This window comes from Streptomyces sp. NPDC031111, assembly GCF_055570675.1.
In genome coordinates this window covers 671,149-693,702 of record NZ_JBVIGS010000002.1, presented here as the reverse complement: position 1 = coordinate 693,702, position 22,554 = coordinate 671,149, and the positions used below count along the sequence as shown (strand labels likewise).

The window sequence follows — 22,554 nt, the reverse complement described above, 5'->3', positions numbered from 1 at the left end:
TGCCGCAGGGCGGCACGGGTGGGCGCGACGGCACCCCGTAAGCGCCGGGCTGCGCGACCTCCCCCCGCCAGGCACCAGCACCCGTTGCGCTGCCCGGGCGTGGGTTGCTCCGCCGGCGTTTGCCGGGTGCCGCTGCGCCCACCCGTGCCGCCCCAGCGGCACGACTGCCCGCAGCTGCGTAGTTCACTCGCCGGTGTCGTCCGGAGCCGGAGGCGACGGGGCGTCCGGGGCGGACATCGCCGTCGCCCCCCGCGGCCGAGGCGCCTGCGCCAGAGCCGTCTCGTGGGCATACGCGCGGAGATACCCGACCACCGTGTTGGTGACCGCGACCAGCGGCACGGCGACCACCGCACCCCCGATCCCCGCCACCATGCCGCCGGAGGCAACCGCCAGCACCACCGCCAGCGGATGCACCCGCACCGCCCGGCCCAGGATGAACGGCTGGAGGATGTGCCCCTCGATCTGCTGCACCGCCAGCACCACCACCAGCGTCATCACACCCGTGAACACCCCCTGGGTGACGAGCGCGACGACCACCGCGAGCGCTCCCGACACCACCGCACCCACGAGCGGGATGAACGAGAACAGGAAGATGAAGACGGCCAGCGGCACCGCCATCGGCACATCGAGGAAGTAGATGCCGAGGCCGATGAAGATCGCGTCGATCAGCGCCACTATCACCGTGCCGCGCACATACGCCGTCAGCGTCCGCCACGCCGCCGGACCCGCCCCGGCGACACCCGGACGGGCCGCCGCCGGAACGAGCTTCAGCGACCACTGCCAGATCCGCTTGCCGTCGTAGAGCAGGAACAGCGTCGAGAACGCCGCCAGCAGCATGCCGGTGAGCGCCTCGACCACGACGGTCACGCCCTCCAGACCGGCCGAGGTGATCTGCTCGGTGTTGGCGCCGACCGCCTCCCGCAGGTTCTTGGCGATCTCGTTGATCTGCTTGTCGGTGACGTGGAACGGGCTGTTGAGCAGCCAGTTGCGCAGCTCGTCGATGCCGTCCTGGATCTGGTCGGAGAGGTGGTCGATGTTCTCCATGACCTGCCAGGTCACGAACCAGCCTATGAGGCCGATCACGACGAACCCGAACAGGGCCGTCAGCGCGGTGGCCGGCCCGCGCGGCACCCCGAGCCGCCTCAGCCGTGACACCGTCGGCTGGAGCAGCGCGGTGAGCAGCAGCGAGGCCACGAACGCCAGCACCACCAGCTGTACGGCGCTGATGACCCGCATCAGCACCCAGACCGTGCCGGCCAGCACCAGCAGCCGCCACCCCGCCTCGGCCGCGACCCGTACGCCCCACGGCACGGCCTGCGCCGGGTCGGGGCGGGCCGGGACGACGGCGGCGGCACCGGCACCCGCGTACTCGGCGGGCGGCGGCTCGTGGTCGGGGCGCGGGGTGCTCTTCTCTTCGGGATCGCGATCGGGATCCGGGTCCGGCCGGCGGTCCCGCTCCACCTCGGCGCGGCGCTCCTCCAGCCGCTTGCTGACCTCGGTCAGCCGGGCTCCGACCCGGCCGAGCCACCCTGGCACTCGCGACATGATCCGTCCTCTTCCCCCGTTTCTCCCCACCACTCCCCCCTGGAGTCGTCGCTCAGACCGTACATGGCGAAAGCCCCGCACCGTAGGACGGTGTGGGGCTGTGCCGGGGTTGAGCGAGGTGGGGAGCGAACGCTCCCGGTACCGCTAGTACCAGTTGTTGGCCTGCCAGAAGTTCCAGGCGCCGCAGGGGCTGCCGTAGCGGTCGTTCATGTAGCCGAGGCCCCACTTGATCTGGGTGGCCGGGTTGGTGGCCCAGTCGGCTCCGGCGGACGCCATCTTGGAACCCGGGAGCGCCTGCACGAGCCCGTAGGCGTCGGAGGTGGGGTTGTCGGCCGTGTAGTTCCAGCTGGACTCGTGGTCCACGATGTTGCTGAAGCACTGGAACTGGTCGGCGGGCACCAGCTGGCGCGCGATCGCCTGGACCTCGGCCACCGTGTACGAGCTCTGGACGGCGATGTCGGAGGCGTCCCGGACCGCGGAACGGCTGGCGGCGGCCTTGGCCTCCGCGCGCTCCTTGGCCTCGCGCTCCGCCTTCTCGGCCGCTTCCTGCTTCTTCGCGACCGCGGTCTCGGCGGCGGCCTTGCGGGCTGCCTCCTCCGCGTCCTTCTTCGCGCTCGCGTCCGCGGCGATGGCCATCGTTTCGGCCTGCTGCGTCAGGGACGCGGTCTGCACCTGGGCCTGCTGGCCCGCGGGGATGTCCGCGAGCAGCGTGGTGCCGCTTGCCGTCGCTTCGGCGTCGTTGTTCTGCGCGGTGCTCCCCGAGGCAACACCGACGACGCTTCCGACAGCGGTGACCGCCGTGGCCGAGGCCACTGCGAATCCCCGGACCGAGATCCGGCTCACACGGTTTCCTTCCAGCATCGCCCGCTTCGGTGACCCTCGCGGACGCAATCGTGCCCCTGGCACTGGCCTCCCCAACTACGGGTCACGGGAGGCGCGGGCCCGGTGGGCAACTCCCACGAGGGGAGCGCCGCATGATGCTCGGGCGGCATACGACGACGCTATGGAGTTGAAACTGCTGTTCCTGTGGCGCCGTACCGCTGGGGGTACAGCTGTGTCGTATGCGGGGCCTGACAGGAGTGAGACTCTGCCGTAACCCGACGGGGCAAGGCAATTCTCCGTTGCGTGTGAAAGCTCACATCCCGTTTGGCCCCGGGGAATCCCGGAAATCCGCACACGCGCCGACGCCGCCCGGCTAGGCTCTACGCCTTTCCGAACGGCGCCAACTACTGAGTAACCGATCCTTGTTGGACGGCGCGGGTCAGATCTGCCCGTCTTCGAGCATTTCGGTCACAAGGGCGGCGATCTGGGACCTCTCGGACCGCGTCAGGGTGACGTGCGCGAACAGCGGATGCCCCTTCAGCTTCTCGACGACGGCGACCACACCGTCGTACCGGCCGACCCTCAGATTGTCGCGCTGGGCGACGTCATGGGTCAGAACGACCCGTGAATTGGCCCCGATCCGGGACAGAACGGTCAGCAGGACGTTCCGCTCCAGGGACTGCGCCTCGTCGACGATCACGAACGCGTCGTGGAGCGAGCGGCCCCGGATGTGGGTGAGCGGCAGGACCTCGAGCATGCCGCGCGCGGTGACCTCCTCGATGACCTCCCGGCTGGTGACCGCCGACAGCGTGTCGAACACGGCCTGCGCCCAGGGGCTCATCTTCTCCGCCTCGGTACCGGGCAGATAGCCGAGCTCCTGCCCGCCCACCGCGTACAGCGGACGGAAGACCATCACCTTCTGGTGCTGCCGACGCTCCAGGACCGCCTCGAGACCCGCGCAGAGCGCCAGCGCCGACTTGCCGGTGCCGGCCCGGCCGCCCATCGACACGATCCCGACGTCCGGGTCGAGCAGCAGGTCGAGCGCGATCCGCTGCTCGGCGCTGCGGCCCTTGATGCCGAACGCCTCCCGGTCGCCGCGCACCAGACGGACGTTGCCGTCGGCCGTGACCCGTCCCAGCGCCTTGCCGCGCTCGGACTGGAGGGTCAGACCGGTGTGCACCGGAAGGTGGGCGGCCTCGGGCACGTACACGTGCCCCTCCTCGAAGAGGATGTCCACCTGCTCGCCGGGCAGGGTCAGTTCGGACATGCCGGTCCAGCCGGAGGAGTCCGTGATGGCGAGTTCCGCGCGGTACTCCTCGGCGAGGAGCCCCACGGAGGACGCCTTGATCCGCAGCGGGAGGTCCTTCGACACGACGGTGACGTCGAACCCCTCGGCCTGAAGGTTGCGGGCGACCGCGAGGATGCGTGAGTCGTTGTCCCCCAGGCGGTAGCCGCTGGGCAGCACGCTGGGGTCCGAGTGGTTCAGCTCGACCCGGACGGTTCCGCCGAGGTCCCCGGTCGGGATGGGGGCGTCGAGACGGCCGTACCGCACCCGGTAGTCGTCGAGCAGGCGCAGCGCCTGCCGGGCGAAATAGCCGAGTTCGGGATGGTTCCGCTTGGCCTCCAGTTCCGTCACCACGACGACGGGGAGCACGACCTCGTGCTCGTCGAAGCGGTTCAGGGCGCCTGGGTCGGCCAGCAGGACGCTGGTGTCGAGAACATAGGTGCGCCGGTCGGGCTTGTGGCGCTTTGCGCTGGTCACCACGGAAGGACGTACCCCCTCGGATGAGGTCGGGGAGCGACGAGGCGGAGCTGGACCGGTCGACGGCCGCTGTGCACAGCGGGCCGAGAACCGGCCCTCCGCCACTTCTTCCGTGCCGTGACCGCACGGTCGGGCTGGTGCAAAGGGCCTCCCGGGCGGACGGCCTCTGTGCCGCCCGCTGAGATCCGACACCCGTGGTTCGGGTGTCGACCTGTCTGGCTTATGCCCTCGAACAAGCGCCGCCATGCCACGGCATATGACGGCGCGCCGGTGAACTCCGTGTGACCTGCGGTGGGAGTGCGGGGTGTTCAGCCGCCGTAGCGCCGGTGGCGGGCCGCGTAGTCGCGCAGCGCGCGCAGGAAGTCGACCTTGCGGAAGGCCGGCCAGAACACGTCGCAGAAGTAGTACTCCGAATGCGCGGTCTGCCAGAGCATGAATCCGGACAGCCGCTGCTCCCCGCTGGTGCGGATGACGAGGTCCGGGTCGGGCTGGGCGCGGGTGTAGAGGTGACGCCCGATCATGTCGATGTCGACGGACTCGGCGAGCTCGTCCATCGACGTGCCCTGCTCCTGGGCGTCCAGCAGCATGGACCGCACGGCGTCGGCGATCTCCTGGCGGCCGCCGTATCCGATGGCGACGTTGACCACTATCCCGTCGACGTCCGCGGTGGCCAGCTCGGCCTCCTTGAGGGTGGTCTGCATCCCGGCGGGCAGCAGATCACGGGTGCCGACGTGGTGGACGCGCCAGCGGCCGTCGGCGGCGAGGGTGCGCACCACGTCCTCGATGATGCCGAGGAGCGGGACGAGCTCCTCCTTCGGCCGGTCGAAGTTGTCGGTCGACAGCAGCCAGAGGGTGACGACCTCGACGTCCGTCTCGCTGCACCAGCCGAGGAACTCCTCGATCTTGTCCGCGCCGGCCCGGTGGCCGTGGACGGTGCTGTTGCCCGCGGCCTTGGCCCAGCGGCGGTTGCCATCCATGATGACGCCGATGTGCTTGGGCACCTGAGCGGTGTCCAGGTGGCCTTCCACCCGGCGTGCGTACAGCCTGACCAGCAGGCCACGCAGCTTGTCGCGCAGGTTCACGTGATCGTCAGCCCCTCCGTACGGATCGGACAGGCGCGGCACTCCCCGCCGCGTCGCGCGGCGGGCGGCCCGGCGTCGGCCGCGGGCGGCCCCTGTCCGTATGGCGGTCCCCGAAGGCGAAGCGTACCCCTGCCGGGGCGGGGGTCCCCAACCTCCCGGGGTGGCGGCGTTTGTCGGCTGTCAGCCGTACTGCGTGTACTGCGGCGGCATGCCGGTCGTGTGCTGCCGCCGGAACCAGGCGCCCGCGCTGCCCTGGCTCAGCAGGATGACGACGGCGATCGAGGTGCCGAGGGGGAGGATGCCGAGCGGGATGCCCTGGGCGGTCGCGCTGAGGGCGAAGAGGATCTGGACCGAGGCCAGGACGATGGAGGCGACGCGCACCCCGTGGCCGGCCTTTCCGTACCGCAGCGCCAGGATGAACAGCACGACGGTCGCCAGATACGCGCCGAAGAACTGCCCGGCGGCATAGGCGCCGGCCGCGACGGCGATCACACCGGTGAGCAGCACCCCGAGCCCGAACGTCACGAAGACGAGCACCTGGGCCGCCCGCACGCTGCCGGGCATGGACGGGGGCGGGGTCAGGGACGGGTCGTAGTACGGGGGGACGCCGGCCCAGTTGTGGGGCGGGACGCCCGGGACTCCCGAGGCGGCCGGGGCGCCCGGGTGGGGCTGCTGGGCGTACGGGCCGGGTTGCGCGGCCGGGGCACCGTAAGGGCCGGCGGGCGGGCCGTACTGGCCGCCGTACCCGCCGTACTGGCTGCCGTACTGGCCGGGTGGCTGATGGGGTGGTGTCGGCTGCTCGTTCGACATGCCTGGACTCTAGCCAGGAGGCGTCGGGGGATGTCATGGCGCACGTCCCCAAAAAAACGGGCCGGTCCGTGGGGGGGAGACGGACCGGCCCGAGGGGGGTTTCCACCATAACCCTTCGTAAGTGATGCTGCGTGCATTGGCGCGCCACAACTACTCTCCGAAACCGGCCGACAACGCCTCGACGGCCGTGCAGGGGGTGTCGAGGTGGCCGGAAAGCGGCGAAACACCGCGAAAAACGAGTGGTGAGGGGACTCTGCGCCGGATGTGACAGGACCCGCCAACAGGGTGACCACATTTCCGGCCATCCCTCCGACGGGTGACCCGGACGCCGGTGACGGATTGACCCGGGGAGGATGAATCGGGCACCGCGCAGCCCCCTCCACCGCGCGGTACCACCGCCCCGCGCAGCTTTGCTGACGCGAATCACCTTGGTCCGAACCTATGTGATCCGGTGCCCCACTGGCGAGGCGCACCCGATAACGATGCGGAAACTCATGGGCGTGCGGTGCGGCCGGTTCCGCCCTTGCGCGCGACGAAGAGGTGCCGGGTGCTGTGGGCCACGAAGGCGCCCTCGGCCTCGATCCGTTCGTGCAGGGCGCGCAACCGCGGCAGGTACGCCTCGACGGTGAAGCCGGGGACCATCCAGATCACCTTCCGCAGGAAGTGGACGACGGCGGCGATGTCGTAGAACTCGATGCGCAGCCGCTCGGCCCGCAGGTCGACGATCTCCAGCCCGGCGGCCTCGGCCGCACGCCGCTCACGATCCGGATGCCGCGCGTCGCGGCGCTCCTCCGGCTGCGGTCCGAGGAAGTACTCGACGAGCTCGTAGACACTGCTGGGCCCGACGTGCTGGGCGAAGTAGACGCCGCCGGGCTCGAGAACCCGCGCGATCTCCTCCCACCGGGCCTCGACGGGATGCCGGCTGACGACGAGATCGAAGGCCCCGTCGGCGAAGGGCAGCGGCGCGTCCTCGGGCGAGGCGACGACGGCGACACCGCGCGGCCGGAGCAGCGCGGTGGCCTTGGCGACGTTCGGCGGCCACCCCTCGGTGGCGACGGCGAGCGGGGGCCGCCGGGAAGCGTTGGCGAGGGCGAAGTCGAGCACCTCGCCGCCCCCGGTCTGGATGTCCAGCACGGCGGCGGCCCCGCCCAGCCGCTCCGCCATGGCCGTGGCGTACCCCCACGAGGGCCGGGCCTCACTCGCCCGCCCCTCGAACCAGGAGAAGTCCCACCCCTCGGTGGGCACGGAGGCACCCTCGGCGATGAGGTCCTCGAACCGCCGGGTCCGCTCGTCGTCCGTCATGCCCCGATCATGCACGGAGGAGCCCTCTCGTCTCCTCCGGTTTACGGCACCAGCGGCCGCACTTCCTCCGCCACGAACCGCACGAATCCCTCCGGGTCCGGTTCGTCGCCGGTCGGCTGGAGTACGACGGAGTCAGCCCCGGCCTCGGCCAGCCGCCGCACGGCCTTGGCGACGGCCTCCGCGTCCCCGGCGACCCCGAGATCCGCTTCCTCGCCGACGCCCTCGGCGATCAGCTCGGCCCGCAGCCGTTCGTCGGCCCCGGCCCCCGTGGCAGCGAGCAGATAGACGACGACCTTGTGGGATTCGCCGGTACGCCCCGCCGCGGCCCGCCCCTCGTCGATGAGCCGACGTGCCTGGCGCACCCCCTCGGGCGAGGTGTTCGCGGTGAGGACCGTCCCGTCGGCTGCCTCACCGGTGAGCCGTACGGTACGGGGCCCGGTGGCGCCGGCGAGCACCTCCACCGGCCCCTGCGGCGGCCAGTCGAGGGCGACGTCGTCGAGCATGACGTACCGCCCCTCGGTGGTGACCCGCTCCCCGCGCAACAGCGCCCGCAGCGCGACGAGATGCTCCCGCAGCAACGTCACCGGCGACTCGACCCGCGCCCCGACCTGCCCCATCCAGTCCTGCACCCCGTGCCCGACACCGAGGATCGCGCGCCCCGGGAACATCCGGTGCAGTCCGGCGGCCTCCATCGCGGTGATGGCGACGTTCCGCAAGGGCACGGGAAGCAGCCCGACCCCGACCCGCACCCGCTCGGTCCACGCCAACGCGGCAGCGGCGGTCGAGATCCCGCCCTCCCTGAAACAGTCCTCCCACAACCAGAGCTCCTCGAGCCCGGCCGCATCGGCGATCCCGGCGACGGCACGAAGCCGCTCGGGCGCAAGCTGAGGACGAAATACTGCACCGAGTGTGGTCATGGGGGTGTTCCTACCCACCGGTGGGCGTGCGGGCAAACGCGGATCAGCGGTTGATCGCCTGGATTTCCTGGACCACGACGTCCTGCGTTGCTCCGAACTCACCGTCGGGGAGGTCTCCGCCCGCGCCGCCGCTGCCGGTCCAGTTGATCTCCCACGTGACCGTCGCCTGGAGCGGGAACGTGCCGTCGCCCGAGGAGCGCAGGTACTTCACGCCGCACGGCGGCGTGCTGTCCGCCTTGCCCTTCTCGTACGGCTCGCCGATACGACCGTCGTTGATCTCGCAGACGCCCGACGCCGGGTACGTCTCCGCGTCCGGGGTTCCCGGCTTGATCTCCAGCGAGACCGGCTCCGCCGTGGCCGTCGCCTCGATACCGATCGCCTCGACGGACGCGGTGACCGAGACCGGCTTGAACTCGGCACCGTCCAGCCACGCCCACGTCGGCAGGTTGACCTTGGTCGCCTGCGCGGGGGCCAGGGTCACCTCGGTGCCCGGGACACGGATCTCGGCGTAGGCGAGTTCGGCGAGGATTTCAGGGGTGACGGCGTTCTCGATGTCCGCGGGCGGGGCGTCGCCCGTGTCCACCCAGAAATAGTCCTTGTCGCAGGAGTCCCAGCCGGGCGGGTAGCTCTCGTCGACGTACGAGCCCCACCAATACCCCTCGCCGGACTTGTCCTTGTTGAAGCCCTTCTTCTCGTCGTCGGCGTTGTACTTCTCCCGCTGCTTGGCGTCCCACTCGTACCCCGTCGACCCGGCTTCCCAGATCGGCTCCAGGTAGTTCTGCAACTGCTCCGGGGTGTACTTGGGGGCGTACCAACAGGGCGGCGGGCTCCACGACGTGGACGAGGTGAGCGCTCCGGCGGAGTCGCCACTACCGTTCTTCGAACGATCGAAGACAACACCGCCGACGGTGACGGAGACGGTACCGTCACCGCCGGCTTCGGCCTGTTGGTCCGTCGAACTGCGGGTGCCGTCCTCTCCACGTCCGCCAGCGAACGCCGTGGGGGCCGTTACCAGCGGCACGCTGAGGATTGTCACCAGTGTCGCGACCCTTAGGTACTTCCTTACGGCTGGCACGCCTTGCTCCCCCGGTTCGACGCGATGTCGGTGGTCTGCCAGACACCCTCAGCGTTCTTCGCAAGCTTTGTGTTGTAGAGGACGTAGGCATCCGCCGTCGTCGGCGTGTTCTTGACCTTGCCCGTCTTCTTGTCCTTGATGAACGACTTGCTCTCGTCCGAGCAATAAGTGACGTAGGCCTCGTCGGCCCCGGAGAGGTTCACTTTGTAGTCGAAGTACCGGGTCTCGCCGACCCACGTGTGCTTCTTGTTGATGTACCCGAGCACATAGGTGATCGAGCCGCTCAGGGCCGATTCGGTGTTGTAGAAGCCGAGAGCCTTGGTATCCGTACTGCCCTCGAAAATCGCCTCATCAACGGAGTTGACACTCAACGTACTGTCCGCGAGCGCCGCATCCTTCGCGGCGTTGCCCGTCTTCTCGTACTCGAAGACGTTCTTCGCGTCAGAAGGGAACGTGATCTTCGGTCGCCCGCCGGAGTCGGACTCGCTCGGGGTCGGCGATGCCGACTTCTCGGCACCCGTGTCGGCGCCCGCGATCTTGTCGCTGTCCTTTGTGGGGCTCTCGTCGTCGCTTCCGCATGCGGACAGCGTCAACGCCGCGGTGGCGGTCAGCGCGAGCGCTGCGAGCAGGGTGGGGCGGCGGTTCACAGTCGGCTCCCGGTGGGGCGAGGCTTCTCTTCAGCGAACCCAAAGCTATCCGGTGCGCAAGTCCAGGCACCAGAGTGATTGGGGTCAACTCTCCGGTACTGGTGGGACGTCACTCGTGTTCGGACGGTTCCGACAGCGGGTGGTCGGTGATCAGGGCCGTGAGGATCAGCGGGGCGTCGCCGTCGGACTGGTTGAGGGAGACGGCGGCCCAACGGGGAGGCCGTGCCCAGACGGTCAGGTCGCCGTGGCAGTCCTTGGCGGACAGGGTGCGGAAGGGTTCGGGGAGAGGGGCGCCGGACCCGCGTCGCAGCAGGGGAACGCGCATGCTCACCGTGCGGTGGGGGCCCCAGCGGGCGTCCAGTGTCGAGACCAGCGTGGCCAGGTGGGACTCCGCCGTCGCCTCCGCGTCGTTCCATTCGCGGCCGTACACGCCCGTGAGGGGTTCGCTCTCCCAGAGGGGGAAGAGCAGGAAACCCTCGCCCCGGGTCGCCGTCCATTCGCCGGTGAGCGGATCGCCCTCGTCCGTGACGGGGCCCGTTGCCGGGAGCGCGGTGGGGAGCGCGGCTTCCAGGGCGGACACGGCGTGGGACGCGGAGAAGGGTTCGCCCGCGCGGGCCGTCACAGTGTGGGCCTGGTCATCGGCTGGGGCAGCGGGTCCAGCGCCCCGGCCCTTTTGAGCAGGTCGTAGGACCGGACCACTTCGGCGGTGTCGCCCGGCGCCGCGATGTCCAGGAGCACGCCGACGTCGACGAGTTCCTTGCGCGGGGCCGCCAGTTCGGACGGGATGCGGGCCGCACGGCCCGGAGAGAGGAAGCCGGCCCAGCCGATCGACGGCGTACCGATCTTGAAGCCCGCCTCCTTCTTCAGCGCGGACGTCACGCCGCGGTCGCTCACGTCGCCGTGGTCCGGGTGCCAGGACTCCGCCACGACCGTGAGGAGTTCGGCGTCCGGGAGGCGCGCCTCGTCGGGGGACACGATCGTGGCGACCAGGGACTGGAGCAGGAACTCCGGCGTCCCGCCCGCCAGTGCGGCGATCTCGACCTTCCAGCCGGGGGCGGCGCCGTCGGCGAGCAGTCGCAGCGAGGTGCCGTTCACCGCCGACCAGTCGTCGGCCGCCTGGGCCGCGCGCACCGCGCCGAGCAGGGCCGCCGCGTCCGGCCGAAGCGTCTCGCCGGGACCGGAGGCCGGCACGGTGCGCCACGTCTCCGACACCGCCTCCGGCAGCAACCGGGAGAACCGGTCCAGCGTCGTGCTCCACCGTGCGGCGAGTTGCTCCGCCGACTCCTGCCGAGGGCCCCAGAAGCCCCGCACCACGCGTCGCATGCTCCGTACCCTTCCCTCTCTTCTCCCTCACCATAGGCCGTACGCGGCCCGCCGCCCCGTCAGTCGAAGGCCTCGGGGCGCCGCTCGCCGGCGATCGGCTCGGGTGACGTGTGGACGACCTCGATGTCCAGGCCCGCGTCCTCGAAGGCGTCGCGGGCCGCGTCGGCGACCTCCTCGTTGGAGAAGTGCCACTCGATGTCCTTGCCGCCCGCCGCCGCGACCTGTCTGCGGGCCTCGGTCAGCAGCCGTTCCCGGCCTGAGGGGGTGAGTTCCGTGCGGTCGGCGCCCAGGAAGCTGTCGTAGCCGTTCTTGGCCTCCAGATAGGTCTGGCGCGAGGAGTCCCAGCCGTCGAACTCGACGTCCGGTACGTCGGCGTCGGTGTGCGGGACGACGTACTCGTAACCGCGCTGCGTACCGGTGATCTGCTCCTGGTAGCGCAGCCATGACTCGTTGCGCCAGTTGGGGCTCGGGTTGCGGTCGCGGCTCGCCCAGAAGCCGTCGCCGCCGTCGGCGTCGCCGTAGGTGCGGCTGTCGAGGTCGTCGGCCCAGTCCGGCGGGTTGTAGTTGCGCGGGTCGCGGGCGTCGTTGCGTTCGGGGTCCGGCCACTGCTTCTTGTTCTCCAGGGCCTGCCGGGCGCGTTCCGGTTCCTCGGCGCGTTTGCGTTCCAGGTAGGCCTGGCGCTCCGCCGCGCGGGCCTCCTCCGCCTGTTCCCGGGCTTCCTCGTCGCAGCCGCCCTCCGCCAGGACGACGTAGGGGCTGTCGGCGGCGGGGCCGGCCGCGAGCACGGTGGTGCCGGTGCCGGGGCCGCCGTGCGGGCCGGGATGGGGTCCCTCGCCGTACGGGGTCCTGCGGGCGGGTGCGGAGATCGTGCAGCCGGTGCGGCGTGCCGTGTCCTCGGCCTCGTCCGCCGCCTCGTCGGCGCGCCGGGCGGCGTCCTCCAGGGCGTCGAGGTCACCGGCCTCGGCAGCCCGGCGCGCGTCCTGGGCGGCCTCGGTGGCGTCGTCGACGACTCGGCTCAGCCTGCCGAGCGAGCCGACCTTCTCGGCGATCTTCGCCTCGCCGTAGCCGGGGATGAACAGCGAGCCGATGTTCCAGATGACGGTGGTGACGGCCCGGGTCTCGTTGCCGCTGTCCCATTGCTCCACGACGTCGTCGCCGACGAACGAGTCGAACAGGACCGTGCCGCCGGTGCCGAGCGAGGCTCCGCCCCAGTCCAGGACGGCGCCGAAGTAGTCGCCGTCGTCCCACATCTCGCGGGCGTCGGCGGTGTCGTCCCACCAGGCGCTGCCCAGGGAACCGCCGTAGTCCATCAGGCCGTTCCAGGTGTCGACGGGGCTGGTGACCACGTCCCAGATGCCGGTGACGTCGCCCCAGATGCCGTCGACGAAGAGGCCTCCGCCCACCTGGCCCAGCTGGTCGCCGGCGCAGCCGAAGAAGGCGCCGACGCCGGAGAAGCAGCCTTCGTCGTCCCCGCCGCCCTCGTCGTTGCCTTCGCCCTCGTCCCCGGCGTCGCCTTCGTCGTCCGTGGCGGTCGGGTCCTCGTACGGCGGCTCGTCGATCTCGTCCTCGGCCGACACGGGGTCCACGAGGGCCGGGTCGCCCTCGGGCTCGGTGGAGGTGTCGCCGGAGTCGGGGGTGCCGGGGCCCGTATCACCCGTTTCGCCGGTCTCGCCCGTGCCGTCCGAGTCACCGCCGGGGTTCCCCGTGTCGCCGGTCGCCTCGCCCTCGTCGCCGCCCTCGGCCGTGACCTCGCCGTCGTCGCCCCCGCCGGGTGCCGGGCATGCCGCACCGATGACTCGGCACACCTGGGCCTGGATGCCGGTGAGGATCTGGGTGCCGAGGCCGCTGACGACGAGCGCGGTGACGATCGCCGCGACGACCGCGAGGAGGCCCGCGTACTCCACCGCCGTCTGACCGTCGTCCCGGCGCCAGCGGATCATCCGGGGCAGGGAGAAGGGGCGGCGCTCCCGCCGGTCGGGTTCGGCGAGGCGGTACCAGTCGCGGCTCTCCGGGCGGGTCAGGAGGAAGAGGATCAGGAGAGGCAGGAGGAGCTGGGTGATGCCGCGGGCGGATCCGTCGGCGAGGTTGGATATCGACCCGAGGACCAGCCATGCCTGTACGGCGACGAGCCCGAGCCAGGTCCTGCCTCCGCCCCGCCAGGAGCCGCGGGCCAGCCACCAGCCGAGCACACCGGGGGCGGCGGCGTACGCCACTTGGGCGAGCAGTGCGCCGTCCACGGCGTCGAGCGACGCCGCCGTGAGGAGGAGCCCCAGGCCTCCGAGCGCCGTGAGCGCGAACAGCGCGTGCACGAGCAGCAGGGCGCGGGACAGGGGCCGGGGCATGTCCTGCCGCCCTCCCCCGTACCCGGGCGCACCCCTGGCCACCCCCGACTCCGCCCCTCCCCCGTTCGAGGCCATGGCCGCCCCTCCTCAAGTCCCCCGGTTCGCAACCGTGTTTGGTTCACGGCAGGCCCCGAGGGTAGGAAGGGGCGGGTGGTCGGGGCATGGGCCCGTGGACCCAAATCAGCACCCAAGCGTCACCGCGCGTACGGCGACGACGAGTTGGCCCGGCCCGAAGCCGCGCTGCCGGGGACTGTCAGACCCTGCCACTAGGGTCCTCGCACAGTCGCCGTCACGTGGACGGCCGACTTCGCTGACTGACCACCAGGAGCACTGCGCATCATGGGATTTGACGTCACTTACGCCGATTTTTCCGTCGATCTGGCTCGGCTGGCGAACGCCGATGTCAGGTATCAGGGGGCCCGGTTCGCCGGGTCGCACGTGGCGTTGAGCGCGGGCGGGAGCGTGGCGCTGGACTTCGAGGTGGAGGACCCGGAGGACGTCCCCCAGGTGACGCTCACCGTCACGGCGCTCGTCTCCAAGCTCGGCTCGGACCTCGGTTACGCGCCGATGGACGTGCTGATCCAGGGGGAGGTGGTGGCCGAGGACCTCACCGTGCCCGGCGGCGGCGACCTCCCGCAGGACAATGTCTTCGCCGTGCCGGGGCGGCTGCTCAAGCCCGGCACCAACACCCTGGAGATACGCTCCTCGGCCAAGTCCGGCAGCATGCTCTGGCTGTACCGGATCACCCTGGACCCCGTCTGGGAGCGTGGCCGCTCCGAGCGTGCGCGGGTCGCCGAGGCCGCGCGGGACTCGGTCTTCACCTACGGTACGGAGCTCCGCCCCGCCCACTCCTCCTCCGCCTCCTGGCAGGCGGCCCCGCGGCTGCTCTTCCACATCGACCGGGACGAGCACTCCCTGCCCGCCCAGCTCGGCTGGCGTGGTGAGGACGGCACCGAGGCCGCCATCAGCTTCCAGTCCAACATGTCCGACTTCCACGGCTGCTACCGCGCGGCGGACGGTACGGCGTACGAGTACCGCGGGCGCCTCACCGACCGTCGGCCGTTCTCGGACGACGCCGAGAACCTCTCGGCGTCCCCTCTGCACCGCTTCCACACGGAGGAGGGGTGGGGCGGTCGCTGGCACACCTCCCACGAGCTGCGGCTGCTGCTGGACGACGGCGGAACGCCCCTCGAGCGGGTGACCTGGCGCGATCAGCGGGGCAACTCGGGCGTGGCCGTGCTGCACGCCGCCGCCACCGAGGTCGAGGTGACCGGTGTCGAGGCGAGCGACGAGTTCGACGACGGGGGCGAGGGGGCCGACAACCTCCTCGAGGACCAGCGCTCCAAGTGGCTGACCTTCGACGACACCGCCCACCTGGACTTCACCCTGGCCCGCCCCACCGCCGTCGCCTCGTACTCCCTGATGTCGGCGAACGACTTCCCCGAGCGCGACCCCCGCGACTGGACCCTTCTCGGCTCGCACGACGGCCACACGTGGACGCCGCTGGACACGCGCAGCGGCGAACGGTTCACCGAGCGGTTCCAGACGAGGGAGTTCCGCCTGCGCTCCCGCATCCGGGCCTTCCGTCACTACCGTGTCGACATCAGGCGCAACGCCGGCGGGTCCGAGGTCCAGCTCTGCCAGGTCCGGTTCGCGGAGTCGCCCGCCGGGCTGGCGTTCACCGGCTACTACCAGCGCTACAACGAGGGCCCCATCGGCTACCGCGGCACGCCGGTCGCCGCCGCGTCCGCCGCCCTTCCCACCGCTCCCCTCGTCGCCTCGGAGCTCCAGGCCGCCGTCGCCAGCCTGTCCGAGACGGCCCAGACCCTCGCCGCCCTTGCGGAGCAACTCCGCAAGCACTGACCTCCGGGCACCCGTCGGCGCTACCTTCGCTACGGATGACGGACGACGACGGTGGGTCGGCGGGTGCCGGAGGGGTGGTCGGGATGGCGCGTTGGCGGGACGGGCAGGGGGAACTCACCGTGAGCGGGGACGGCGAGGGGACGGCGCCCGTGCGGATTCCGCTGGAGATGGCCACCTCCTACCGGGCCCGCACCAAAGGGCTGCTGGGGCGGAACTCCCTCGACGGGGCTCTGCTGCTCTCCCCCGCCAACAGCGTGCACACCTTCCGTATGCGCATGCCCATCGACGTCGCCTACCTCGACCGTCACCTCCGCGTCATCGCCGTACGCACCATGCCACCGGGGCGGCTCGGTCTGCCCCGGCTCCGGGCACGTCATGTGCTCGAGGCCGAGGCGGGGGCGATGGAGGGGTGGGGGCTGCGGGTCGGAGCGCGGGTGGAAGTGGTGCGGGAGGGGGCGTGACGGGGTTCGGCGACGCTCCCCCGCCGCGGTCAGCTCGCCGTACGCGGGAAGGTGATCTCCACCCGGCGGTTCTTCTTGCGGCCGGCTTCCGTGGAGTTGTCGGCGATGGGGTACTGCTCGCCGTATCCGCGCACCTCGTACGTGATGTTGGAGTCGGTCAGCTCCTGGACGAGGACGGCGTGTACGGCGTTGGCGCGTCGGCGGGACAGGACGTCGCCGTGGGCGGAGGAGCCCAGGTTGTCGGTGAAGCCGAAGACTCGGATCTTCGTCGCGTTCTGGGTCTGGATCTCGTCCGCGATCGTGGCGATACGAGCCTTCGCCGCCGCGCCGAGCTTCGCGCTGTCCTTGCCGAACAGCACCTCGGCCTGGAGCGCGAAGGTGACCTCGGTGTTGGTGTCCTCGCGGCGCTCGTCGCCGCTCTTGTCCTCCACGATCTGCTTGATGTCCAGGACCTTGGGCTCGGTGAGGGTGGCCCCCTCCGGGAGCTTGAGGTCGGGGTCGTTCGGGTCGACCTCGATGGGTGCGGACGCGGACGCCTCGGTGCCCGGGGGAACGCTGGGGCCGTCGTCCGCGTGCGCCCCGACCGCGCCGTAGAGGTTCGTGGCGACCATGACGGTGGCGGCCGACAGGACCAGCGCCAGGCGCGGTGGCGCCAAACGGGTGGGAGTACGAGTCATGGCCGGCCTCACCCGGAGATCTTGATCGTGCCGCTGGCGAACGTCGGTACCTGAAGGTCCACCTCGGCCGTGCTCGCCGGCGGCGCGGGGAACTGCATGAAGACCGGCAGGGTCTGCCCCGCTTCCAGGTTCCCCAGACCGGTTGTGGTCAGAGGGCGGCCATCCGTGTCCCGCAGCACGTAGTAGCGCTTCTTCCCCTTGGAATCCACCAGGGTGGCACCACCGAGCGACGGCCCGTGCTTGATGACCTCGGTCTCGTCACCGCTGGTCTGGGGCGGAATCACCACTGATTCGTCACCGTCGTTCTTCACGGTCCCGTTCACCGTGACGAATCCACCGGAATCACGCTCGGCCGAGGTGATCTGGAGGAGCAGTCCATCCGTGCCGCGCAGCTCGGCCAATGGAGTCTCGGCCTGTTCCTCCTGAGCACTCGGCTGGGATCCACCCTCCTTCGCCGTGGATGACGAAGGCTTCGGCTTGTCGTCATCACCGCCGCCGCCGCAACCGGCCATGCCGAGCGCCAGACCGGCCACGGCGGTCAACACGACCATCCCCCTACGGGCCTTGGCAGTGATCCGAATGCTCATCTCTCTGCTTCCCTCATCACTCGTCGTTCGCTGTGTCAGTCGGCCAGATGGACTTCGAACAGGTCCTCGGGTTTCGGAAGGAGCTCAACGGGACCCTTCGGATCCAGGTCCCACGTCGTGCCGCCGTCGCAGTCGAGGGCGGGCAGCACGTCGTCCTCGGCGTCCTCGGCCGGGGGCTCGAACCCGCAGCGAGGTTCGATCACCGCGGTCGCCGACGCGTTGGACCTGCGCTCCTCCGTGCCGGGGACGATGGACTCGCCCACGGACTTGTTGGTCTCGACCTCGACGGTGTAGCCCAGAAATCCGTCGGGACCGCAGCTCCGGACCTCGGCATCGTTCTGCGCCGCGAGCTGGTCCGCCCGCCAGCACGATGCGGAGAGGCCTTCCGCGTTGCCGTTGAAGATGTCCTCCCACTTCGCCGGATCGAGGAGGTTCTGCACCCACGCACCGGCGAGCTGGTCCCGCCTGTCCTGAGCCGCCGCGAGGGCGGCCGCGTCAGCGGCGGTCTGGGCGTCGTTCCGGTTTGCCGCGGCCTGGCCGACCGCAAAGTACGCGAACGCGAGAAAGAGCAGGCCCCCCACCACCGTGAGGTAGATGGGGAAGGCCTGCCCTGCGTCGTCGTACCGGCGGAATCGCCTCAAGGAGCGACCTTGGCGATCTGCGCGTTGATCTTGCCGAGGATGGTCTGCCCGATGCTCGTTCCGGTGATCGCCAGCACGATCAGCACGACCACCGCGATGATGCCCAGGTACTCGACCGCGGTCTGTCCCTTGTCGGCCTCGCGGCGCCGCATGGCCTCGACCGTCGTGTTCTTCCAGCCGTTGACGCGGACCTTGGTCGCGACGGCGGTCTTCAGCATCAGGTCGCTCATGGTGTACCCCTCCGGCTGACGCGGTAGCGGCCTCCTTCGTGGTGCCGCTTTCGACATGAGCAACGTAGGGGCGGACGATCTGCCCTTCAGAGGGCCCCAGGGCCCAATCCCGGGCCCAAAGGCGGGCCCAGTTCCTCTTCCCCCCTGCCGTCACCGGAGGTCACCCCTCCCCTCGGCCCGGACCCGGTGCCGTGCCGAGCCACTTCGCCGCGGCCTCGGAGCGGCTGGTGCTGTGGAGCTTGGCGAAGATGCGGTTGATGTGGTTCTTGACCGTCTTCTCGCTGATGAAGCACGTGGCGGCGATCTGCTGGTTGTTCATGCCGGACGCGATGAGGTCCATGATCTCCGCCTCCCTCGTGCTGAGTTGGAACGTCGACCTTTCGGGAGCGGCCGGACGGCCGCCCGTCCACCCAGACGAAGACTGTGCCATATCCGGTTGCATTCGCGAAAGGTTTTCCGCAGAAGTAGACGACGGCGAGATGTGGGGCTGGGCGACTCCGGTTGTGTTGTGGTGAGTTGGGTACGTGGCGCCCAGCCCTTCCGGCAACGCCACCCCGGGTCCGGGAACCTGACGTAGTTGCGAGAGCAACGCCCCGGCCGCCGTGGCGGTGAAGTGGGGCCTGCCCTCCTTGATGTCGCGGATCGCCGACACCAGCTGGTCCGCCGTGAACTCGCCGTGGACCAGGTAACCGCCCGCTCCCCTGCGCAGGGCCTCCTGGACGATCTCCGACTCCCTGCTGTACGTCAGCATCATGACCGGGGCGATGCGTACCAGGTACGGGAGTGCCGAGATGCCGTCCACGCCCGGCATGCGGACGTCCAGGAGGACCACGTCGGGACGGTGGGCGTGTGCCGCCTCGTAGGCCTCACGGCCGTCCGCCGCCTCCGCCACGACCGTGATGTCCCCGCGGCCGGTGAGGAGTGCGGTCAGTCCGGCGCGGACCACCGGGTTGTCGTCGGCCACCACGATCCGGAGGGGGTCGGGCGGCGGCGGGGTGTACGCGAAGGGGTTCGGCGGCGTCTTCATGGGGTGGCCTCCGTGGGTGTCGTCACGGCCGCCAGCGGGAGTTCCAGGCGGACTTCGGTGCCTCGCGGGTGTGCGCCCCGGCCTATGCGGATGCGGGCGCCGACCGAGGCCGCCCGCTCGACCATGCCGACCAGGCCGAAGTGACCGGCTCTGCGGAGTTGTTCGAGGTTGGTGCCGAGCGGGAGGCCGGTGCCGTCGTCGTAGACGCTGATGCGGAGCAGGTCGCCGTGGACGCCGGCGTGAACGTCGACCCGGGTCGGTTTCGCGTGGCGGTGGGCGTTCTCCATGGCCTCCGAGGCGATGGTGAGCAGTTGGCGGGCCACCGCCGGCGGGACCGGAGGGACCGTGTCCGCGCCGGTGGGGCCGTAGGAGGCCGGTACGCCGGTGCGCTTGCTGAAGTCCTGTGTCCGGGCGGCGAGTTCCACCAGTACGTCGGTGCCCTGGCCCGGGTCCGACTCCCTGCGCAGGTCGGCCAGCAGTTCACGGGACTCGGCCGCGGCTCGGCGGGCCGAGCGGGCCACCAACTCCGCCTGCTGTTTCACCAGGGCCGGGTCCAGGTGGGGTGCGCCCGCGGTGCCGGCCAGGCCGTCTGCCGCGAGGGCCACTCCGTGGAGGGTCTTCGCCACCGAGTCGTGCATGTCCCTGGCCAGGCGGGCCCGTTCGGCGCTGACCGCCTCCGTGACCGCCAGACGGGCCTGGACCGTGGTGAGGGCCTGGGTCGCCCGGCCCAGGTGGAGCATGAGATTGCGGAGGCTGGAGCCCACCGCGCCCGCGATCACGCAGAGGCCGGGCAGGAGCAGTGTTTCCGCCGGGTCCGTCCGTGGATTGTCGAGTGCCGCGTGGACCAGCAGGAGGATCACGCCCTGGAGGGAGGCGAAGACCGCTGCTCCGCGCCAGCCGTAGATCAGGCCCGCGAGGAGCGGGGTGCAGACGCTGACGTAGGCGAGGGTGGTGTCGGGGCCCGCCGAGATGAGGAGCAGGGCTCCGAAGAGTGTGTCCGCCGCGAGGAGGGTGGGGTGGCGCAGGAGGAGGGGGCCGAAGCGTTCCCAGTCGCGGAAGAGGACGTAGGACGCCATGAAGGTGACGACGACCGCGCTGCCGACCAGGCGGGTGCCCCAGCCGGGGCCGGCGTTGAGGAGGGCGGAGGGGGCGGCGAGGGCGATCATCGCCAGGCGGAAGCCGAATGCCTGCCGGCACAGGGCTTGCAAGGCGTTGACCTGGATTTGCACGTCCGGTGCGGGGCGTTGGGGGTGCATCCGGCCTTCGGCCGGATGTGGGTTCCCACCCGCACCGCCCGTGCGGGTTTCGTTGTCGGGTGCGGGTGGCCCCTGTGGGGGCGGACCACCGTCGGCGGCCTCCGCGACGTAGGGCGGATCGCCCTGCCGCCCCTCACCGGGTCCCGCCGGTTCCCACCCCGGTGGCAGCGCCGGCGTCACCGACGTCACCGGGACGTCCGGGGCGCCGGTGCGGGCGTAGTCGGGGAGGACCGTGCCCACCGGCGGTGTGGTGATCTCCGACGGCTTCGCAGGGCGGCGGAACAGCCGCGTGCGTTCCCCGGTCGTCGTCATCGCACCTGCCCCCTGCCCCTACTCGCCCGTGACCGCGCCGAAGTCGATGCCGGAACCGAGCAGCAGGCCGGCGCCGAGGAGGATCATCGTGGCCGGAACCATGAAGGTGGTGATCATCATGGTGGCCTTGGGGACCGCGCGAGCCGCCTTGCGGCGGGCGTTCTGCGCGTCCGTGCGGCGCATTTCCTTGGCCAGGGACACCAGCGTGTCGACGATCGGCGCGCCCAGTTCCTCGCCCTGCTGGAGCGCGCTGACGAACATCGCCACCTGCTCCGAGTCGTTCCGGCGCCGCAGCTCCGCGAAGGCCTGGCGGCGGCTCATGCCCAGGTCCATCTGTCGGAGCGTGATGCGGAGTTCGTCCGCCCACGGGCCCTCGTACTGCGACGACACCCGGTCCAGGGCCTGTCTGAAGCCCAGCCCCGCGCTCACCACCACCGCGAGCACGTCCAGGAAGTCCGGCAGGGTCCGTTCGATCATGTCCTTGCGGATGCGGATCGCCGACCAGATGCCGACCTCCGTCCAGAACGCGCCGAACGCGAGCAGCAGCAGCGCCATGAAGAGCTGGTCGCGCATCAGGAAGACCAGGAAGCCGAGGACGCCCAGGAACCCGTACACCGCGCGGCGGGCGGCGTAGCGGTCGATGGTGAGGCCGCCCGGGTTGCCCGCCAGGTCGATCCTGCGCCGGTACTTGGCGACCAGCTTGGGCCCCATGACCCGGAGCACGGCAGGCGCGTACCGCATGCCGAGGCGGTCGACGAGGGAGTCGACGGCGCCCGTGCGGGTGGAGCCGACCTCCAGGGCGAGGGCCAGGTCGCTGGGGAGTTTGGTCTCCGCCCGGTACATGCGGATGCCGGCGAAGACGCCGTAGACGCCGAGGCCCATCAGGAGGGCGAGCAGAAGTCCCATGTCGTCGGTCCTCCTCGCCGCTCAGACGTCGATGCGGGACAGTCGGCGGATGAGGACGAATCCGACCGCGTACAGTCCGAACGCGATGATCACCGCGGCCTGACCCGCCGCGGAGCCGGTCATCCGCTCCAGGGCGCCGTCCTTCACCCCGTTCATCAGGAAGAGGGAGCCGACGCCGAGGACGGGGACGGCGTACGACGTCATGCTCACCTGGGAGAGCTGGGTACGGACCTCTCGCCGCGTCTCCTTGCGCTCCTCCAGCGTCTCCGTCAGGTTCCGCAACGCGCTCACCACCTGGCCGCCCGCCCGGTTGGAGAGCACCAGCGTGGTGACCAGGACGACCAGTTCGCGGGAGGGGAGGCGATCGCCGAGTTCGCCCAGTGCGTCGTCCAACGACGCCCCGACCGCCAACTGGTTGGCCACTTTGGACAGTTCCTCGCCCGCCGGAGCCTCCAGCTCCTCCGCCGCCATGCCGATGGCCGTACGGAGGGCGAGGCCGGCCTGGGTGGCGTTGGCGAGGATGCGGGCCAGTTCCGGGAGCTGGTTGATGAACTTCTCGATGCGTTTCTGGCGCTGCCAGTTGAGGAACTGCACCGCCGCCCAGATGCCGAGGAGCCCGGCGATCGGGCCGAAGAAGGGGGCCAGGGTCGCCTGGCCGATGAGCCAGAGGCCGGCGACCGTGGCGAGCATGGCGACGAAGAACTCGCCGGGGGTGATGTCCAGGCCGGTCGCCATCAGGCGCAGTTCGAGCTTCTTGCCGAATGCGGTGCGGCGCAGGCGGCGGTCCAGGGTGGGGAAGGGGCGCCGGCGGCCGGTGACGGGGATCTGGCCGGTGGCCGACAGCCGGTCCACCAGCGCCTGCCGCTGTGCCTTGCCGGTGGCGTAGGAGTGCACGCCGACGACCGCGAGGACACAGGTCAGCAGCGTGATGCCGGTGGTCAGCGTGGTCAGGTTCTGCAGATCCATG

At 70.8% G+C, this 22,554-nt stretch carries 22 protein-coding genes; 2 read left to right on the top strand and 20 right to left on the bottom strand.

The window, feature by feature from the left end; translation table 11 throughout:
* Positions 1–183: 183 nt before the first annotated feature.
* The 12 genes from ACZ470_RS06850 to ACZ470_RS06795 form a co-directional block, all read right to left on the bottom strand.
* Positions 184–1,545 (bottom strand): AI-2E family transporter, encoded by a 1,362-nt coding sequence (locus ACZ470_RS06850; protein WP_468425042.1) that lies wholly within the window; start codon positions 1,543–1,545, stop codon positions 184–186.
* A gap of 144 nt (positions 1,546–1,689) precedes the next feature.
* On the bottom strand, positions 1,690–2,388 hold the full coding sequence (locus ACZ470_RS06845) for an aggregation-promoting factor C-terminal-like domain-containing protein (protein WP_468425041.1): 699 nt from the start codon (positions 2,386–2,388) through the stop codon (positions 1,690–1,692).
* A 418-nt stretch (positions 2,389–2,806) separates the two neighbouring features.
* Entirely contained in the window at positions 2,807–4,132 is a 1,326-nt protein-coding gene (locus tag ACZ470_RS06840; RefSeq protein ID WP_468425040.1) for a PhoH family protein, read from the bottom strand.
* A 305-nt stretch (positions 4,133–4,437) separates the two neighbouring features.
* Positions 4,438–5,211, bottom strand: a complete 774-nt coding sequence (locus tag ACZ470_RS06835; RefSeq protein ID WP_468425038.1) for an isoprenyl transferase — start codon at positions 5,209–5,211, stop codon at positions 4,438–4,440.
* Between the two features lie 180 nt (positions 5,212–5,391).
* On the bottom strand, positions 5,392–6,021 hold the full coding sequence (locus tag ACZ470_RS06830; protein WP_468425036.1) for a hypothetical protein: 630 nt from the start codon (positions 6,019–6,021) through the stop codon (positions 5,392–5,394).
* A gap of 492 nt (positions 6,022–6,513) precedes the next feature.
* Positions 6,514–7,323, bottom strand: coding sequence for a class I SAM-dependent methyltransferase (locus ACZ470_RS06825; protein ID WP_468425035.1), 810 nt, complete (start codon positions 7,321–7,323; stop codon positions 6,514–6,516).
* Positions 7,324–7,364: 41 nt separating this feature from the next.
* Positions 7,365–8,240, bottom strand: coding sequence for an LLM class flavin-dependent oxidoreductase (locus tag ACZ470_RS06820; protein WP_468425033.1), 876 nt, complete (start codon positions 8,238–8,240; stop codon positions 7,365–7,367).
* Between the two features lie 43 nt (positions 8,241–8,283).
* Positions 8,284–9,315, bottom strand: coding sequence for a hypothetical protein (locus ACZ470_RS06815; protein WP_468425031.1), 1,032 nt, complete (start codon positions 9,313–9,315; stop codon positions 8,284–8,286).
* On the bottom strand, positions 9,303–9,962 hold the full coding sequence (locus ACZ470_RS06810) for a hypothetical protein (protein ID WP_468425030.1): 660 nt from the start codon (positions 9,960–9,962) through the stop codon (positions 9,303–9,305). The genes ACZ470_RS06815 and ACZ470_RS06810 overlap by 13 nt, the downstream gene beginning before the upstream one ends.
* A 109-nt stretch (positions 9,963–10,071) precedes the next feature.
* Positions 10,072–10,584, bottom strand: coding sequence for a hypothetical protein (locus ACZ470_RS06805; RefSeq protein WP_468425029.1), 513 nt, complete (start codon positions 10,582–10,584; stop codon positions 10,072–10,074).
* Positions 10,581–11,285, bottom strand: a complete 705-nt coding sequence (locus ACZ470_RS06800) for a hypothetical protein (RefSeq protein ID WP_468425027.1) — start codon at positions 11,283–11,285, stop codon at positions 10,581–10,583. Before ACZ470_RS06800 ends, ACZ470_RS06805 begins: the two co-directional genes overlap by 4 nt.
* 59 nt (positions 11,286–11,344) lie before the next feature.
* Positions 11,345–13,627, bottom strand: coding sequence for a Tox-REase-5 domain-containing protein (locus ACZ470_RS06795; RefSeq protein WP_468425026.1), 2,283 nt, complete (start codon positions 13,625–13,627; stop codon positions 11,345–11,347).
* A gap of 339 nt (positions 13,628–13,966) precedes the next feature.
* On the opposite strand from ACZ470_RS06795, the gene ACZ470_RS06790 reads away from it, so the two are divergent.
* A complete protein-coding gene (locus tag ACZ470_RS06790) occupies positions 13,967–15,490 on the top strand; it encodes an alpha-1,2-mannosidase (RefSeq protein WP_468425025.1) in 1,524 nt (507 codons plus the stop codon).
* 83 nt (positions 15,491–15,573) lie between these two features.
* Positions 15,574–15,951 carry a DUF192 domain-containing protein gene (locus ACZ470_RS06785; protein ID WP_468425210.1) on the top strand — a complete coding sequence of 126 codons (378 nt, stop codon included), beginning with the start codon at positions 15,574–15,576 and terminating at the stop codon, positions 15,949–15,951.
* Positions 15,952–15,980: 29 nt separating this feature from the next.
* On the opposite strand, the gene ACZ470_RS06780 is transcribed toward ACZ470_RS06785, so the two are convergent.
* The 8 genes from ACZ470_RS06780 to ACZ470_RS06745 form a co-directional block, all read right to left on the bottom strand.
* A complete protein-coding gene (locus ACZ470_RS06780; protein ID WP_468425024.1) occupies positions 15,981–16,628 on the bottom strand; it encodes an OmpA family protein in 648 nt (215 codons plus the stop codon).
* Positions 16,629–16,636: 8 nt separating this feature from the next.
* Complete coding sequence (locus tag ACZ470_RS06775) at positions 16,637–17,215, bottom strand: hypothetical protein (RefSeq protein WP_468425022.1); 579 nt, start codon at positions 17,213–17,215, stop codon at positions 16,637–16,639.
* Between the two features lie 35 nt (positions 17,216–17,250).
* The gene (locus ACZ470_RS06770) at positions 17,251–17,856 is read right to left on the bottom strand and encodes a pilus assembly protein TadG-related protein (RefSeq protein ID WP_468425020.1); all 606 of its coding nucleotides are present in this window, start codon (positions 17,854–17,856) and stop codon (positions 17,251–17,253) included.
* A complete protein-coding gene (locus ACZ470_RS06765) occupies positions 17,853–18,086 on the bottom strand; it encodes a hypothetical protein (RefSeq protein ID WP_468425018.1) in 234 nt (77 codons plus the stop codon). Before ACZ470_RS06765 ends, ACZ470_RS06770 begins: the two co-directional genes overlap by 4 nt.
* Before the next feature lie 160 nt (positions 18,087–18,246).
* A complete protein-coding gene (locus tag ACZ470_RS06760; protein WP_468425016.1) occupies positions 18,247–19,113 on the bottom strand; it encodes a response regulator in 867 nt (288 codons plus the stop codon).
* Positions 19,110–20,681: a sensor histidine kinase gene (locus ACZ470_RS06755; protein ID WP_468425015.1), complete on the bottom strand. Its 1,572-nt coding sequence runs from the start codon at positions 20,679–20,681 to the stop codon at positions 19,110–19,112. Before ACZ470_RS06755 ends, ACZ470_RS06760 begins: the two co-directional genes overlap by 4 nt.
* 18 nt (positions 20,682–20,699) lie before the next feature.
* Positions 20,700–21,587: a DUF5936 domain-containing protein gene (locus tag ACZ470_RS06750; RefSeq protein ID WP_468425014.1), complete on the bottom strand. Its 888-nt coding sequence runs from the start codon at positions 21,585–21,587 to the stop codon at positions 20,700–20,702.
* A 21-nt stretch (positions 21,588–21,608) separates the two neighbouring features.
* The gene (locus tag ACZ470_RS06745; protein ID WP_468425012.1) at positions 21,609–22,553 is read right to left on the bottom strand and encodes a type II secretion system F family protein; all 945 of its coding nucleotides are present in this window, start codon (positions 22,551–22,553) and stop codon (positions 21,609–21,611) included.
* Position 22,554: the final 1 nt, after the last annotated feature.